General features: G+C 64.1%; 13 protein-coding genes. 7 read left to right on the forward strand and 6 right to left on the reverse strand.

Going from position 1 to position 14,743, the window contains the following annotated elements; all coding sequences use genetic code 11:
- Positions 1-66: 66 nt before the first annotated feature.
- Positions 67-756, reverse strand: coding sequence for a PilZ domain-containing protein (locus tag QX071_RS20220; RefSeq protein WP_315704946.1), 690 nt, complete (start codon positions 754-756; stop codon positions 67-69).
- 680 nt (positions 757-1,436) lie between these two features.
- Between QX071_RS20220 and cpaB the strand changes: the two genes are divergently transcribed.
- Genes cpaB through QX071_RS20240 form a run of 4 tightly spaced genes read left to right on the forward strand, consistent with a single transcriptional unit; the run spans position 1,437 to position 5,753 of the window.
- Positions 1,437-2,231 carry a Flp pilus assembly protein CpaB gene (gene cpaB / locus QX071_RS20225; RefSeq protein ID WP_315704441.1) on the forward strand — a complete coding sequence of 265 codons (795 nt, stop codon included), beginning with the start codon at positions 1,437-1,439 and terminating at the stop codon, positions 2,229-2,231.
- Positions 2,232-2,248: 17 nt separating this feature from the next.
- The gene (locus tag QX071_RS20230) at positions 2,249-3,718 is read left to right on the forward strand and encodes a type II and III secretion system protein family protein (RefSeq protein WP_315704442.1); all 1,470 of its coding nucleotides are present in this window, start codon (positions 2,249-2,251) and stop codon (positions 3,716-3,718) included.
- A 32-nt stretch (positions 3,719-3,750) separates the two neighbouring features.
- Entirely contained in the window at positions 3,751-4,488 is a 738-nt protein-coding gene (locus tag QX071_RS20235) for a CpaD family pilus assembly protein (RefSeq protein WP_315704443.1), read from the forward strand.
- Positions 4,485-5,753: a CpaE family protein gene (locus QX071_RS20240; protein WP_315704444.1), complete on the forward strand. Its 1,269-nt coding sequence runs from the start codon at positions 4,485-4,487 to the stop codon at positions 5,751-5,753. The genes QX071_RS20235 and QX071_RS20240 overlap by 4 nt, the downstream gene beginning before the upstream one ends.
- A 1-nt stretch (position 5,754) precedes the next feature.
- Here QX071_RS20240 and QX071_RS20245 read toward each other — a convergent pair whose 3' ends face one another.
- The 3 genes from QX071_RS20245 to QX071_RS20255 all read right to left on the reverse strand — a co-directional run bounded on the left by QX071_RS20245 (position 5,755) and on the right by QX071_RS20255 (position 8,999).
- Positions 5,755-6,606: a tetratricopeptide repeat protein gene (locus QX071_RS20245; protein ID WP_315704445.1), complete on the reverse strand. Its 852-nt coding sequence runs from the start codon at positions 6,604-6,606 to the stop codon at positions 5,755-5,757.
- 95 nt (positions 6,607-6,701) lie between these two features.
- Positions 6,702-6,947, reverse strand: coding sequence for a PilZ domain-containing protein (locus tag QX071_RS20250; RefSeq protein ID WP_315704446.1), 246 nt, complete (start codon positions 6,945-6,947; stop codon positions 6,702-6,704).
- A 138-nt stretch (positions 6,948-7,085) separates the two neighbouring features.
- Positions 7,086-8,999, reverse strand: coding sequence for an FAD-binding monooxygenase (locus QX071_RS20255; protein ID WP_315704447.1), 1,914 nt, complete (start codon positions 8,997-8,999; stop codon positions 7,086-7,088).
- A 99-nt stretch (positions 9,000-9,098) separates the two neighbouring features.
- Here QX071_RS20255 and QX071_RS20260 point away from each other — a divergent pair, with 99 nt between their 5' ends.
- Entirely contained in the window at positions 9,099-9,554 is a 456-nt protein-coding gene (locus QX071_RS20260; protein WP_409977584.1) for a MarR family winged helix-turn-helix transcriptional regulator, read from the forward strand.
- Positions 9,555-9,626: 72 nt separating this feature from the next.
- Here the strand turns inward: QX071_RS20260 and QX071_RS20265 are convergent, their stop codons facing one another.
- The gene (locus QX071_RS20265) at positions 9,627-11,087 is read right to left on the reverse strand and encodes an NAD(P)/FAD-dependent oxidoreductase (protein WP_315704449.1); all 1,461 of its coding nucleotides are present in this window, start codon (positions 11,085-11,087) and stop codon (positions 9,627-9,629) included.
- A gap of 176 nt (positions 11,088-11,263) precedes the next feature.
- On the opposite strand from QX071_RS20265, the gene QX071_RS20270 reads away from it, so the two are divergent.
- Positions 11,264-11,986 (forward strand): hypothetical protein, encoded by a 723-nt coding sequence (locus QX071_RS20270; RefSeq protein WP_315704450.1) that lies wholly within the window; start codon positions 11,264-11,266, stop codon positions 11,984-11,986.
- 140 nt (positions 11,987-12,126) lie between these two features.
- Here QX071_RS20270 and QX071_RS20275 read toward each other — a convergent pair whose 3' ends face one another.
- On the reverse strand, positions 12,127-13,008 hold the full coding sequence (locus QX071_RS20275) for an AraC family transcriptional regulator (RefSeq protein WP_315704451.1): 882 nt from the start codon (positions 13,006-13,008) through the stop codon (positions 12,127-12,129).
- Positions 13,009-13,718: 710 nt separating this feature from the next.
- On the opposite strand from QX071_RS20275, the gene QX071_RS20280 reads away from it, so the two are divergent.
- Positions 13,719-14,732, forward strand: coding sequence for a hypothetical protein (locus QX071_RS20280; RefSeq protein ID WP_315704947.1), 1,014 nt, complete (start codon positions 13,719-13,721; stop codon positions 14,730-14,732).
- The last annotated feature ends 11 nt before the right edge of the window (positions 14,733-14,743 follow it).

The following is a 14,743-nucleotide window of genomic DNA, read 5'->3' on the forward strand; positions in this document are numbered from 1 at the left end:
AGGCCAAGGTTTCACGATTCGCTTAATGCGGCGTTAACCATGTGCATGAGGCTCCCCACCTCGGCGTCAGAGCGTGCGGAACTCTTCGGCACGTCCCGTCGGCTCGTGATCCGCGACATACAGCTTCGACCGTCTCGGACGCCACGGTGGCGTGATCACCCGCCGCTCGAGATCACCCATGTTGCCCATGCGCTCCGCGAACCTGACGGCAAATCCGTCCGGAAACACGCGAGTGACACGCCCCACGCAGCTGCCCACCGCAAGCGGGGTTCCGATCGGAGGCTGCAATTCGGAGGACACTGCGGCACCCGATAGCGAGGCATCGATCACGAAACACGGCACACTGCTGCCATCGGCCAGCGTCAATGCGGAGTGCGGCGAGTTCGGCACAAAGCGCGCGTGCCTGCGCGCGTCTTGGATCGTCGGGTCCTTCTGCTTCTTCTCCAGCCAGACCAGCTTCTCGGCGAACTTGGCGCGCTGAGCGCGCGTCATCTCCAGTTCGAGCAGGAAGCCGCCATGAATGGTGTCGCTGATCTCGCCGTCGAATTTTCCGAAATCGCGGAAATACGAACTCAAGCGATCGCCGATCTTGCCGACCACGGGAGCATCGAGCAGCATGCGAAACGGCGACACGCGCGTGGTACGACAGGCGAAGCTCCGCGGCTTCCCTTGCGGATCATACCAGTTTCCCAATGTGTAGGAGCCTGCAGCCTGAAGCCTGACTGCACGCTGTTTAAGGAATCGGGCAACCGACATTGCGCCCCCTCGCCTCGCGAAGAACTGGAATGGTTTCCTTCCGTCAACGCGCTGTCGCTTGCTGCTTGCGGGATGGCTTGCTGCGCGATGGCGACCACGGCCCGCGCCGAAGACATTCGGGATGGGACTGCATTGACGCGCAGATGCTGCGCGCAAAATACTAACGTACGCTGAAAATGAAGATTCAGATTTGCCCCATGGGATCATACGTTCGATCCCTTTCCATTTCCTGAAAATCAGGCTCCGTTCAACTACGGATTCGCGAACTTTGGCGATCTGCAATCCGTCTCGCCAGGAAATGGCGTCACATCCCTGAACGCTGCACAGGCCGGCACCGCACATCGATAAGCGCTGCTTGCGTCGATAGCGCCGGACTCATTCTCTCGTTGAGTATCTGCACTGAGATGAGAACGCCACAACCTATGAAGCGCTCGCGCCGGCGCATCACCTACCTAGACGCGCAGTTACAAATTAGAACAACTAATAACACGCTCACATGGCTGTACGTGCTCTCAGAAATAACGCCACGTTCACCATCGCTGCAATCGCCATGAGCGGCGACCTCGGTCGGTCCAGGATTGCAAGTTCGCTTATACTATTGGCCCTTAGTCCTACGAGAAGGGGGCCGTCAGCCGGCTTGGTCGCATCCCCGGCGCAATGAGTTAAGAGTAGTAACGCGTATGATGACCGCACGCATCGTGGTGCTGACCATCGCCCTCGGCGCGGGCGGCATAGCGGCTTACCTCGTCAGTAGTGCCGATAAGCAGCAGGAGCCGCCGGCCGCACCCGTCGTGCAACTGCCGACCGTAGAAGTACTGGTCGCAAAGGCCGATATCGGATTAGGCCAGGCGATCAAGCCCGGCGACCTGGTCTGGCAGACCTGGCCGGAAGCCGCGAGCAACATCTTCATCCGGCGCAGCGACCGTCCCGATGCGGCCAACCAATTGGTCGGCGCGCTTGCGCGCACCCCGTTCCTCACGGGCGAGCCCATCCGTGAGCAGAAACTGGTGAGGGCCGATGGCTCCGGCTTCATGGCCGCGATCCTGCCCGCCGGCATGCGCGCGATCTCGACCGAGATATCGCCCGAGACCGGCGCGGGCGGCTTCATCCTGCCGAACGACCGCGTCGACGTCATCCTGTCCAGGCGCGACCGGACCCCAGACCGTCCCGGGGCCGAGTCGGTCAGCTCAGAAATCATCCTCTCCAACGTCCGCGTGCTCGCGATCGACCAGGCGCCGAAGGAAAAAGACGGCCAGAACACGGTCGTCGGCAAGACCGTCACGCTCGAATTGAAGCCTGACCAGGCAGAAACGCTCGCCCGCGCGCGCCAGTCCGGCACGCTGGCGCTGGCGCTGCGCAGCATCGCCGACGTCAACGCGACCGACGTCGGCCCAGACACCAAGGCACCGCGCCGCGGCGCAAGCATCGAGATCGTGCGTTACGGCATCCCAAGCTCGCAAACGGCACAGAAGTGACCGAAAGGAAGCAACAGATGAACTGCGGGCAAATTCCCTCGAAGCTGCGGGCCGCAATCGCCCGCGCTCTCGCCGCCTCCGCCATCGTCGGCTTGACCCTCAACCCGGCGCTCACGCCGGCCATCGCTGCGGACGAGCATGCGGATGCGCCGGTCGTTTCGGCGGGATCGTCGAAGGTGCGCTTCCTGTCACTCGGGATCGGCAAGTCGATCGTGATCGATTTTCCGCAGGACGTGAAGGATGTGCTGGTCGCCGATCCGAAGATCGCGAATGCGGTCGTACGCTCGGCACGGCGCGCCTACATCATCGGCGCCGCGGTCGGCCAGACCAACGTCGTGTTCTTCGACGCCGACGGCCAGCAGGTCGCCGGCTACGATATCGCGATCAAGCGCGACCTCAACGGTGTACGCCAGGCGCTCAGTCAGAGCGTGCCGGGCGTCAAGATCGACGGCGTCGGTGACGGCGTGATCCTGACCGGCTCGGTGGCGAGCCCGGTGGAGGCGCAGCAGGCCGGCGACATCGCCGCAAGGCTGGTCGGCGGCGCCGACAAGGTCGTCAACTCGATCGTCGTGCGCGGCCGCGACCAGGTCATGCTGAAGGTCAACGTCGCCGAAGTCCGCCGCGAGATCGTCAAGCAGCTCGGCATCGATCTCAGCGCCAGCATGACCTACGGCACCGCGGTCGTGAATTTCAATAACAGCAATCCGTTCACCGCCTACGGCAAGTCGCTGGTCAATGGGAATGGCTTGAACGTCGCCGGCGGAGGCCTGTCCTCGGTCAGCGCGACCATGCGCGCCATGGAGACGGCCGGCGTGGTCAGGACATTGGCCGAGCCGAACCTGACCGCAATCTCCGGCGAGTCCGCGACCTTCATCGCCGGCGGCGAATTCCCGGTTCCGGGCGGCTATGCCTGCGACCCCAACACCCGCGTCTGCACGACGCAGGTCACCTACAAGAAGTTCGGCATCTCGCTGAATTTCACGCCGGTCGTGCTCAGCGAGGGCCGGATCAGCCTGCGCGTGATGACGGAAGTCTCCGAACTGTCGAACGACAATGCGATCACCGTCTCCTATGCGCTGACCCCGAGCCAGACGTCGTCAGTGACGATCCCCGCCCTTCGCACCCGGCGCGCTGAAACGACGCTCGAGATTCCGTCAGGCGGCTCGATGGCGATGGCCGGCCTGATCCAAAACCAGACCAAGCAGGCCATCAATGGCCTGCCGGGCGTCGATCAGCTGCCGGTGCTGGGTCAGCTGTTCCGCAGCCAGGACTATGTCAACGACGAGACGGAGCTGATGGTGCTGGTGACGCCCTATGTGGTGCGCGCCGTCGCCCAGAACGAACTGTCGCGTCCCGACGACGGTTTTGCGCCGGCGACCGACTCGGAGTCGGCGCTGCTCGGCCGGCTCAACCGCCTCTACGGCGTCGCCGCGCGGATCGAGCCGGTCTCCGGCCGCACCGCCGGCTTCGGCTTCATCATCGATTGAGATTGACGGCTTGAGGGGACGGGGGATCCACCATGTCGAAACCAGCAGCAAGCACAGGCCATAGGACCTTGCGCCTGGCCGGCAGCCTTGGCGCAATTGCTCTCGCGCTCGGCGCCTGCACCTATACGGGCAATGAGGTCGTCGCGACGATCCCGGATGACTACAAGATGCGGCATCCGATCGCGATCGAAGAAGGCCAGCATGCGATGGTCGTGTTCGTCGGGAGCGGCCGCGGCGGGCTGACCGCACCGCAGCGCAACGACATTGCGGGCCTCGCGCGCTCCTGGCGCCGCGAGGGCACCGGCGCCATCGTCGCCGATGTTCCGGTCGATACGCCCAACGCGCGCGCCGCCGCTGACACCTATCGTGAAATCCACGCGATGCTCGCGGCCGGCGGCGTTCCCGCCCACGCCATCAAGCTGCACCACTATCAACCTGACGACCCACGCCTGCTCGCGGCGATCAGGTTGAGCTATCCGAAGATCCGGGCGGTTGCCGGCCCGTGCGGATTGTGGCCCGACGATCTCGGGCCGAACTTCAACAATCCCGGCTACAGCGACAACCTGCATTATCAGAATTTCGGCTGCGCCACGCAGCGCAATCTCGCCGCGATGATCGACAACCCGGCTGATCTCGAACAGCCGCGTTCCGAGAGCGCCGCCTATACGCCGCGGCGCTCGGCTGCGTTCGAGAAATATCGCAAGGGCGAGCCGACCGGGATCACCTATCCGGATGCCGAAAAGGCAAAGCTGAGCGACGTAGGCAAATGATCAACGCTTCCCATCAAAGCCAGGATGAGCGGCCCGGCTCGGCCCATCCGGCCGCCGACGATCACATCGCACCGGTCCCGCGCGTCTCCGTGCAGGCCTTCTGCGAGACCGAGCAGACCTCGGCCGCAGTTCAGGCCGCAAGCCAGGATCGCCGGCTCGGCAAGGCCCATATCACGATCAAGATGGGCGGCATCGCCCGGGCCATCGAGACCTATCACTCGCAACCGACACCGAACGTGATCGTGTTGGAGACTCGAACAGGCGGTGACATTCTCGGCGGCCTCGACGAGCTCGCCGGCGTTTGCGACCCCGGCACCCGTGTCGTGGTGATCGGCGGCCCCGACGATACAGTCGCCTATCGGGAGCTGGTCCGTCGCGGCGTCAACGATTATGTGGTCGGGCCGGTCGAGACGCTCGACATCATTCGCTCGATCTGCAGCCTGTTCTCGGCCTCCGAAGCCGTGATCACCGGCCGCATCGTCGCCGTGGTCGGCGCCAAGGGCGGCGTCGGCGCCTCGACGGTCGCGCACAATTTGGCATGGACGATGGCGCACAATCTCGCGCTCGATTCGGTCGTGATCGATCTCGACATGGCGTTCGGCACCGCGGGGCTGGATTACAACCAGGACCCGTTGCAAGGCATCGCCAACGCGGTGTTCCAGCCCGATCGGCCGGACACCGCGCTGATGGAACGGCTGCTCGCCAAATGCACCGAACGTCTGAGCCTGCTTGCGGCACCAGCGACGCTCGAGCGTGTCTATGATTTCGGCGCCGAGGCGTTCGATGCGATCTTCGACACGCTGCGCATGACCCAGCAATGCATCGTGCTCGACGTCCCGCATCAATGGTCGGCCTGGACGCGTCACGCGCTCATCAACGCCGATGACATCCTGGTGGTCGCCGAGCCTGATCTGGCCAATCTGCGCAACGCCAAGAATCTCTTGAGCGTGCTCCAGGCCTCGCGCCCGAATGACCGGCCGCCGCTTTATTGCTTGAACCAGGTCGGCATGCCGAAGCGCCCGGAGATCGACCTCAAGCGCTTTGCCAAGACGGTCGAAGCCGAACCGGTGGCGACCATTCCGTTCGACTGCAAGCTGTTCGGGACCGCCGCCAACAACGGCCAGATGATCGCGGAAATCGCGGCGCTCAGCCGCACGCCGAAACTGTTTCTCGGCATCGCCAACCGTCTGACCGGCCGTGTCGATCCGAGGCCGGCACGTGGCTCGCTGCTCGCGCCGATCGCAAAATTGCTCGGCGCCAAATAGCTCAGTCGGTACGACTGAGCATCTTGGCCAGCTCCTTGTCGGGCTGGCTCGCCACAGGCCCCTTCGCGACCGCCTTCTGCGCCGTCTGCTTGCGGGCGAGCAGTCGCTTCAGATAAGTCACATTGGCGTTCGCCTGCTCGGCCGGTACGCCGGCCCGCATGATGTCTTCAGCTTCGCTGACCCGCCCCTGCAGGCCGACCACCACGGCGAGGTTGGTCCTGACCCGCTGATCGGCGTCCGGGCGAGCGTAGGCCTTGCGCAGAGTCTCCTCCGCCCTCGGCAAATCGTTGGAGAGCGCATAGGAAAGGCCAAGATTGGATAGCACGGACGGATCGCCGGGCGCGATCTTCAACGCGGTCTCATAGTATTGCCGCGCTTCCTCCTGCCGCCCGAGCTGATCCAGCACGGCGCCCTGCGCCGACAGGATGCGCCAGTCCGGATCATCAGGCGAATGCGCCCGGCTCAACACGTCGAAGGCCTGTTGGAAGTCGCCGTTGTCGGCGAGCGCGCGGCCATAACCCGCGAGCAGCGCCTTGTTGGCGGGATTGGCAAGGGTCGCCTGCTCCAGCACCGCGACCGCCTGCGAGCGCTGGCCGGTGGCACGCAAGGCACTGCCATATTTCAGCGCGATCTCAGGATCGCGCGGATTGCTGCGGTAACGCTCGCGATAGAGCTCGACGTCGGCCCGCGGATCGGAGCTGCTACTCTTTTCTGCATTGCCTCCGAGCGATCCCGTCACCTCGCCGAGATCGACCGTCTGGCAGGAGGCAAGACCCAGCAGCACGACCGCGAACGCCGTCGCAAAGACGGCCGGTCTGACCAGATGTTCGGAGCGGAGCGGCCGTGAGCGCATGCGACTGATCAATCGAGGACGACAGGTCAGGCACGCTCACATATTAACCCTAAGGGCTCGTTAAGATGTTCCGGGATGGCCAGCCCATCCCGGGTCTAATCGATGAACTCGGCCCCGAACTCGCAGCCGATCCGCCACGCCAGCCGGCATTTGCGCGAATGATCCGGCCCGAAGATGATCGTAAACTGCGGCGGCACCTCGACGAATTCGGCGATGACCTTGACGCCGCCGTTCGAAATGTCGGTGATGGTGCAATCGCGCGGCAGATTGCCCGTCCCCCAATGGATCTTCGCAAGCCTTCTGCATAGACGGCGTTCGCTCCTGCGACGGTTCGCCAACATCTCGATCTCTCACCCGCTCACCAGTCCATCCGATGACGACAGTTTTAGGAGCGAAACGTTGGGATCTCGCTAGCGTGATGTCGCGGAATGTAGCCATCGGCTTCGTATCTTGTTTAGCATCGTGATCGGCTAGTCACCTCATTGCATGAAGCGGTCGAAATAGGCGGCGAGCTCATGGTGAGCGTCGAGCGGCAGCACGTGGGCGACATACTGGTCCGGCCGGACCACCACCATGCATCCCGCCTGCCGCGCGATACCGCGCATCGCGAAAATATCCTGGCCGCTCTTGAGGTCGGGGCAGAACATCTTCTCGTAGTCGCGTAAGCCGTAGCGGCCCTTGCGCGGCAGCAGCAGCGCCGGCATCGCCTCGATCGCGAGCTCGCGATGGCCTTGCTGGAACACAGCGCGAAGATCGATTACGGCATCAATGTCGGTACCAGCCGGCGTGTATCTCTTGATCGGCGACTCCGGGCTCTCGCTCAGGAACGCGCACAGCGCACGGATCGCCGAATTGGGCGCGGTCGGATCCTCCGCGCCGGCAAAGGCGAAGATGCGGAAGCGCCCGTCGGCTTCGACGACATGGCCAAGCTGCACCGGCTTGGCGTCACCGAGCCGGATCACCGGCGCGGAATGGAAACGCTTGCCGATCACAAATCCTTCGGCGAGGCGCTGATAGGTCGCCTCACCCGTGAGCAGTGAAGGTCGATAATGCGTCGCGGTGCCGGCCGTATAGCGCCCATGACGTACGAAATAGCTCTGGGTCTGCGCCGGGTCGAACCCGCCGCCCTTGGCGGCCGAGGCGAGAATTCCCGCCCATTCGCGGTCAAAATCGATCAGCTCCTTTGCGATCGCCTGACGTTCGGCGGAATAGCTGTGCAAGAGTTCCGGCTTGGCACGCTTGCGCAGCACGGCAGCCAGCTTCCAGCCGAGATTGAAGGTGTCCTGCATCGAGACGTTCATCCCCTGCCCCGCCTTTGGACTATGCGTGTGGCAGGCATCGCCGGCGATGAAGACCCGCGGAAGCCTGGTCCCAACCTCCGCATCCGGCACGTCGTCGAACTTGTCGCACAGGCGCTGGCCGATCTCATAGACCGACCACCAGGCCACCTCCTTCACCTCCAGCGTATAAGGCTTGAGAATCCGCTGCGCCTTTGCGATCAGATCCTCGACGGTGATGTTGCGGTTGGCAACGCGTTCGCCGACGTCGAGCTTGGCCAATTCAACATAGAGGCGGACCAGATAACCGCCCTCCCGTGGAATCACCAGCAGGCTGCCGTCCTTGGCCGACTGGATCAGCGACTTGAATCTGATATCCGGGAAGTCGGTGACGACAAGCACATCCATCACGCCCCAGGCGTGATTGGCGGAATCGCCATGCAGCTCACGCCCGATCGATTTGCGCACCGTGCTGCGCGCCCCGTCGCAGCCGACCACATAGCGCGCCATCACCGTCTCGCTCTCGCCCTCATGGGCGGGATCGATCCGCTCGAGCCGAACGGTGACGGCATGGTCGTCCAGGCCGGCGGCCCGGTCGGTGGAAAGATCGGCGAGCCGCCTGGAGTAGTAGGGTTCGAGCTTGGCCGCCGAGCGGCGCATCACCTCGAGGAAGAAGTCGTGCACGCGAGCCTGGTTCAAGACCACATGCGGCATCTCCGACAGCCCGTCCTCGACGTCCTGGACCCGGCCGCTGCGGGCGATGTGCTCGCTGCGCGCCTCGTCCGGCTTCCAGAACGTGGTCTCGTTGATCCAGCAGGCTTCCTTGAGCACCCGCTCGGCAAAACCATGGGCCTGGAACATCTCCATGGTGCGGCAGGCGATGCCGTCGGCCTGGCCGAGCTGCAAAGGACCGGCCTTCTGCTCAACGATGCAGGTCTTGATGTCCGGAAACGCCGCGAGCTGGGCGGCCAGATTCAATCCTGCCGGCCCGCAGCCGATGATCAGCACGTCGACCTCGTCGGGGACCGCGCCGGCTGCGCCGGGCGCTGGAATACGCGCCGCGGGATCGGCAATTTCCGGGTCGCCCGGCTGGAATCCATTGAGATGAAACTGCATGAGACGTTCCTCCCCGCCTTCTGATATTGATCAGTATGCTGATCATCAGTATACAAGTCAACCAGCTCCTGGAGAGATCAGGTGACAGACACAAACGACATGCCCGGCCACCTGGCCCGCCGCTTCCAGCAGATCGCGGTGGCGGTGTTCCTGAACGAGGTCGAGCACGCCGGCTTCGACCTCACCCCGGTGCAATATGCGGCGCTGGCCGCGATCCATGCCAATCCGGGCATCGACCAGATCACCCTGGCCGGCCTGATCGCCTATGACCGCACCACGATTACCGGGGTCATCGACCGCCTGGTGCAAAAGGGACTGGTACTGCGGCAGGCGTCCAGCCGCGACCGTCGTGCACGCGAGCTCAAGATAACCGACCAGGGTGCGCGGACCTTTCGCGCCATCACGCCGGCGGTCGAAACCGCGCAGCAGATCATGGTGCGCGGACTGACCGGGGCGGAAGCCAAGGAACTGGTCCGCCTGCTGCAGAAGGCGATTGCCGCCGGCAACGAGCTCAGCCGCGCGCCGCTGCGGGAGGGATCGGGAGAACAGAGCTGACTCCTCCCTGCCCTTCCTTGGAACGACAGTGGAGGCCAACGGCCCCTGAAATTACGCCATCGGAAGCGGGTGTCATGAATACCGCATCACGCCGTCATCGACCTTGCCGAAGCGTAGCGAGACGATGTCGAGCGCGTAATTCTGATAGAGCCGCCACGGCCGTTTCGAGCCCTGCTTCGGCAGCTTCGCGATCGAGCGCTGCACATAGCCGGAAGTGAAATTCAGCGACGGCATCGGCTCGACGGTGGGATCGTTATTGTGCGGCCGGCACTGCTTGTAGCCGTGACGGTCCATGTAGTTGAGAAGGCGACAGACATAGTCGCAGGTCAGATCGCATTTCAGCGTCCAGGATGCGTTGGTATAGCCGAGCGCGGCAGCGAAATTGGGCACATCGGAATACATCATGCCCTTGTAGTTCAGCGTATCAGCGAAATCGACCTTGCGCCCGTCGACCACGACCTCGATGCCGCCCAGCACCTGCAGCACCAAACCGGTCGCGGTGACGATGATGTCGGCCTCGAGCTCGCTTCCGTCCTGCAGCCGGACGCCCTTCTCGGTGAAGCCATCGATCTCGGCCGTGACGACAGAGGCCCGCTTGTCCCGGATCGCCCTGAACAGATCGCCGTCCGGCACCAGGCAGAGCCGCTGATCCCAGGGATTGTAGCGCGGCGTGAAATGGGTGGCGATGTCGTAGTCGGGCCCGAGCGCGGCGCGCACGCCGCCCAGGATCAGCTCCTTCACCTGGTGCGGCTTGCGCCGGCTGAGCTGGAAGAAATACATCGAGAACAGCACGTTGCGCCAGCGGATCAGGTGGTAGGCGAGGCTCGCCGGGAGATTGCGGCGCAATCTGTTGGCGAGCGGGTCCTGTGCCGGGCGCGACACCACATAAGTCGGCGAGCGCTGCAGCATGGTGACGTGGGCGGCCGTTTTCGCCATCGCCGGGACCAGCGTCACCGCGGTCGCGCCTGAGCCGATCACGATCACGCGCTTTCCGGCGTAATCGAGATCCTCCGGCCATTGCTGCGGATGCACGAGGCGGCCTTTGAAGTCCACAGTGCCTTTGAACTCCGGCAGATAGCCGGCCTCATATTTGTAATATCCGGCACACATGAACAGGAAATTGCAGGTGAAACGCACAATCTCCGGAGCGCCCTCCCCTGCACTGCGCTCCGCCTCGACGGTCCAGCGCGCCTCCTCCGACAACCAGGTCGCGCGCGTGACGCGATGATTGAAACGGATCTTCCGGTCGGCGCCGGTCTCGGTCGCGGTTTCGCGGATATAGTTCAATATCTGCGGGCCGTCGGCGATCGCCTTTGACTCTTTCCAGGGCTTGAACGAATAGCCCAGCGTGAACATGTCGCTGTCGGACCGGATACCGGGATAGCGAAACAGGTCCCAGGTGCCGCCGATTGCGCCGCGCCCTTCCAGGATCACGAAGCTCTTGGCCGGGCATTTGTGCGTGAGGTGATAAGCAGCACCGATGCCGGACAGGCCGGCGCCGACGATCAGCACGTCGAAGTGCTCTGCGGACATGGGGTTTCCTTTGGGGTTTCCTTCAGGTTTCAGGCTGTTTTGCCCTTGTTTGCCGTCAGACTGACGATACGCATCCGTCCTGTCAAATCGGCGAGCGAGGCCATTCGTATTCGGTCAACCCTCCTGATCTATGGATGGCGTGTCCGATGGCTTTGCGCAGGACTGGATCTGAGATCGTGACGAATGAGGCTGATCGGCCCGAGAAAGCACGCGAGGCTCGCGAGCGCGAGCTTGCACGGTCGCAGCGGCTTGCTGCCGGATCGACGGTCGCAGCGATCCTGATCGCGCTGGCCTCGCTGTTCGGACCGCAGCCCGATGGCATTCTGCTTGCGCTCCTGGTCGCGCTGCCCCTGATCGCAGCGCTGCTCGTGGTCGCATGGCGCGACCGGTTCCGGATCGGGCTCGGCACCGGCTCCGCACAGGCCAACCTGGCCGGGGCCTGTGCCGTAGCGGCCGGCGCCCTGTTCGCCCGCACCTGGCTCGATCTCAATCTGGTGAGCTGGCTGCCGCTGATCGCCTTTGCATTCGCGGTCGCGGTGATCTTCCTGCTCGCCGCCGCTCGCTTCGAGCCCAACCTGGCACGGCGCTGGTGGCGCCTCATCGCCGCCGCGGCCTTCGTGGCGGCCTACGCCTTCGGCATGCTCGGGCAATTCAATCAGCGGCTCGACCGCTCGCCGCAATCGGTGTTGCGCAGCCAGGTGCAGGGCAAGCATCTCGGCCATGGCCGGATGGCGACCTATCATCTCACGCTGGCGCCTTGGGGACCTTTCACCAAGCCGAGTGACGCTACGGTGTCGCAGGATCTCTACGCGCGGCTGCAAATCGGGGATTCCGTCTGCATCAGGGAACGCGACGGCGCGTTCGGGATCGCGTGGCTCACGGTCAGCGCGTGCCGCTAGGCGCAATTGGAGAGGAGCTTTCGATCAACGAGACTCCACGATAGCGCCAGCCTGGCCGCGAACCCGCCGAGGCCGGTTCGGATGAACAGCGGCCGGTCCGCTTCCTGTAATCGGAAGGAACGGACCGCCGTCAGAGAGTCCTATTTCAGCGGCAAGAACAACTCCGCGACCGTCTCATGCTCAGGCACCTCCGGGAAGAAGCTCAGCCGCTGACAGTAGATCGGGAAGTCGCGTGCTTCCTCGCCGCTAGCCGGAAGCCAATCGCGATAGAGGTAGAGCGCGGCGGGCTCCAGATTGTCGGTGTTACCAACGACGCGCAACACCGCGCAGCGTCCGCCAGGAATCTCGCCCGCCTTGATGGGCTCGCCGTTCGCTTCGATTGTTTGATCCGTCCCCACGCAAAGATCCACGCTATAATCGGCAGGCGACGCCGGACGCCGCTCGGAACGCCAGACATTGAAGGTCGGGTGGCTCTTTGGATGCAGGCCAGCGGCTATACGCCACGCGATGAACCGCTGGATGGTGGCGCCGAGCATCGCCGGGTCGCCCCGATGTTCCATGATCGCCACCGGCGTCGTAGGCACATCGCGAATCGTCACATCGTCAGCGGTAAACGTCTTCTGCATGAGCTTGCTCCTTGCATTGTCGAGAGGCCCGAAGGCGGCAAGCCACGGCTCCCAGTCGGGAGACTTCCGGAACGATGAAGGCGATTGCCCGAACCTTTGCCGGAAGGCGCGGGCGAAGGCGTCCGGCGCGTCGTAGCCGGCATCCATCGCGATGTCCGTGACGCTTTCGGCATCCCTATAGGCCAGCCGATATGAAGCGCGCTTCAGGCGGGCGAGCTGGATGTAGCGATGCACGGACAGTCCGAAGGTTGCCGTGAACTGCCGGTGGAAGTGATACTTCGAGTAGGCAGCGACACTGCTCAGCGCGTCCAGGTCCAGATCGTCATCCAGATGCCGGTCGATGTGATCGAGCACCCGCTGCATCCGAGCATGGTAGTTTTGAAGCGCCGCCTTCATCTTCCATCCTCCGTGGCAGCACCAGCTAAGCGGATGCAGACATGACGCGCCCGACCGATCTTGCGGTTTTGTCATTGCGGTCGCAGGCCGTCACCAGGGGCGTTTGCGGGCTGGTGCCTTCATATCGTTCCGGACAAGGAGAATGACCGCCGAGCCGAGTCGTGCAGAGCTGCGATCAGGCGTTGCATTTCGGCAACGGTTCCCCGAAAACGCCGGCTGGGGCTAGCCTGTGCTATTGCGCCCCCCTTCCGTGATCCAAACAATCGACCCGCATCGCAGGCTCGGCTTGCGAGTCTGGCCCATGTAGCCCTCAGGAGGCTGGGATCATGAACGCACGATTTGCGGCGGTTGCGTTGACGTCTTGCCTGTCGGTCCTGCTCGTTAGCCAACTTTTTCCGTTGCCGACCTTGATGAGCTTGATGGACGCCAGCGAGGGAGGCGAGACACCGATCCCCGGCCGCAGCACATCGGCACTGGACGGTGCGGCCACGTTTGCTCCGGCGCTGCAAGCCAACGCCGCGCCGCAGGCGAGCGAGGCACCCCAACTCATCGAACCACTGCGGGCCACCGATACACCGAGGGCTGTCGATGCTCCGCGCTCCGCAGCAGCACTGCAATCGGTCGGCGTAGCGACCGCCGCCGCAGCACCGCAGATCGTGGCCGCAGAGGTCGGCGAGATCGCGTCAGCAACCGTGACGCCCCCGCTTGTCATGGACGCCGCCCGCCATGCCGGCACAACATCCGCGGCAGCACCGGTCGCCGCGGCTGCGGATGCAGATAACACAGCCACCGCAGAGCAAGGACGAACGCCCGAGCCCGCAGGATCGCTCCGAATGGCCTCCGCCGATCCGAGTGAGACGCTGCCAGCCGAGACCGCGGCGAAGCCGGACACGCCCGCCAGCGTGCGGGACCACACGCCCGAGACCCCGACGGCTGACGACCGCACAGCAAGCGTAAGCGCGACCGAAGCCGCCGACGAGTGCTTCGTCATCGAGACCTGTGTCGATCGCTATCTGTGGACGCTGTATCAGCGCGCGCCCAAGGAGGATTCGATCAAGGTGCACGAGCGCCGCAGCGTGACGGTGAAGCGGAAGGGCCGGTTGGTCTCCGTCGCCAGAACCTTCATCAGGCTGGTTGACGAAGACTTCACGTGGAAGGATCCCAAGGCGGCGGACAAGGCCAGCCTGTCGCTGATGGACTACGTGATCGGCGGCATGGACCGGGGCTTCAAGCTGAAACTGTTCTACACGCTGCACGCCGCGGAGGCCGCTGGCCTCTCGCCCGGCATCACCAGCGCATTCCGTGACGACTACCGGCAATCGATCGCCAGCGGGCTGAAGGCGGCCTCCGACAGGTCCTATCATGGCGGCAGCTTCCGTGGCGGCTATGGCCATGGACTCGCGGCGGATATCGTCAGCGTCAAGGGCGCCACGCGCGCAGAGCGCTGGACTTCGACCGAACAGCTCTGGAAGTGGATCGACGTGCACGGGCAGGAATTCGGCATCGGCCGGCCCTATCTCGATCGCGATCCGCCCCATGTCGCCCCGATCGACGGCCAGGAATATGCCTCGCATCGCGGACCGGCCGTTCGGCACGTTGTCGCCGAGGCGAATAGACGCAAACATCTCGCCGCGCGTCGCGAGCACGGTGCAGGTAAGCACGTCAGAGCGGCAAGAGCGACCGCCATCCGATCCGCGCGGGCGGCGCGCTCTCGCGCGACCTAGTGTCCCGCGCC

It is taken from the genome of Bradyrhizobium sp. SZCCHNS1022 (assembly GCF_032484835.1).
In the GTDB taxonomy this organism is placed as follows: domain Bacteria; phylum Pseudomonadota; class Alphaproteobacteria; order Rhizobiales; family Xanthobacteraceae; genus Bradyrhizobium.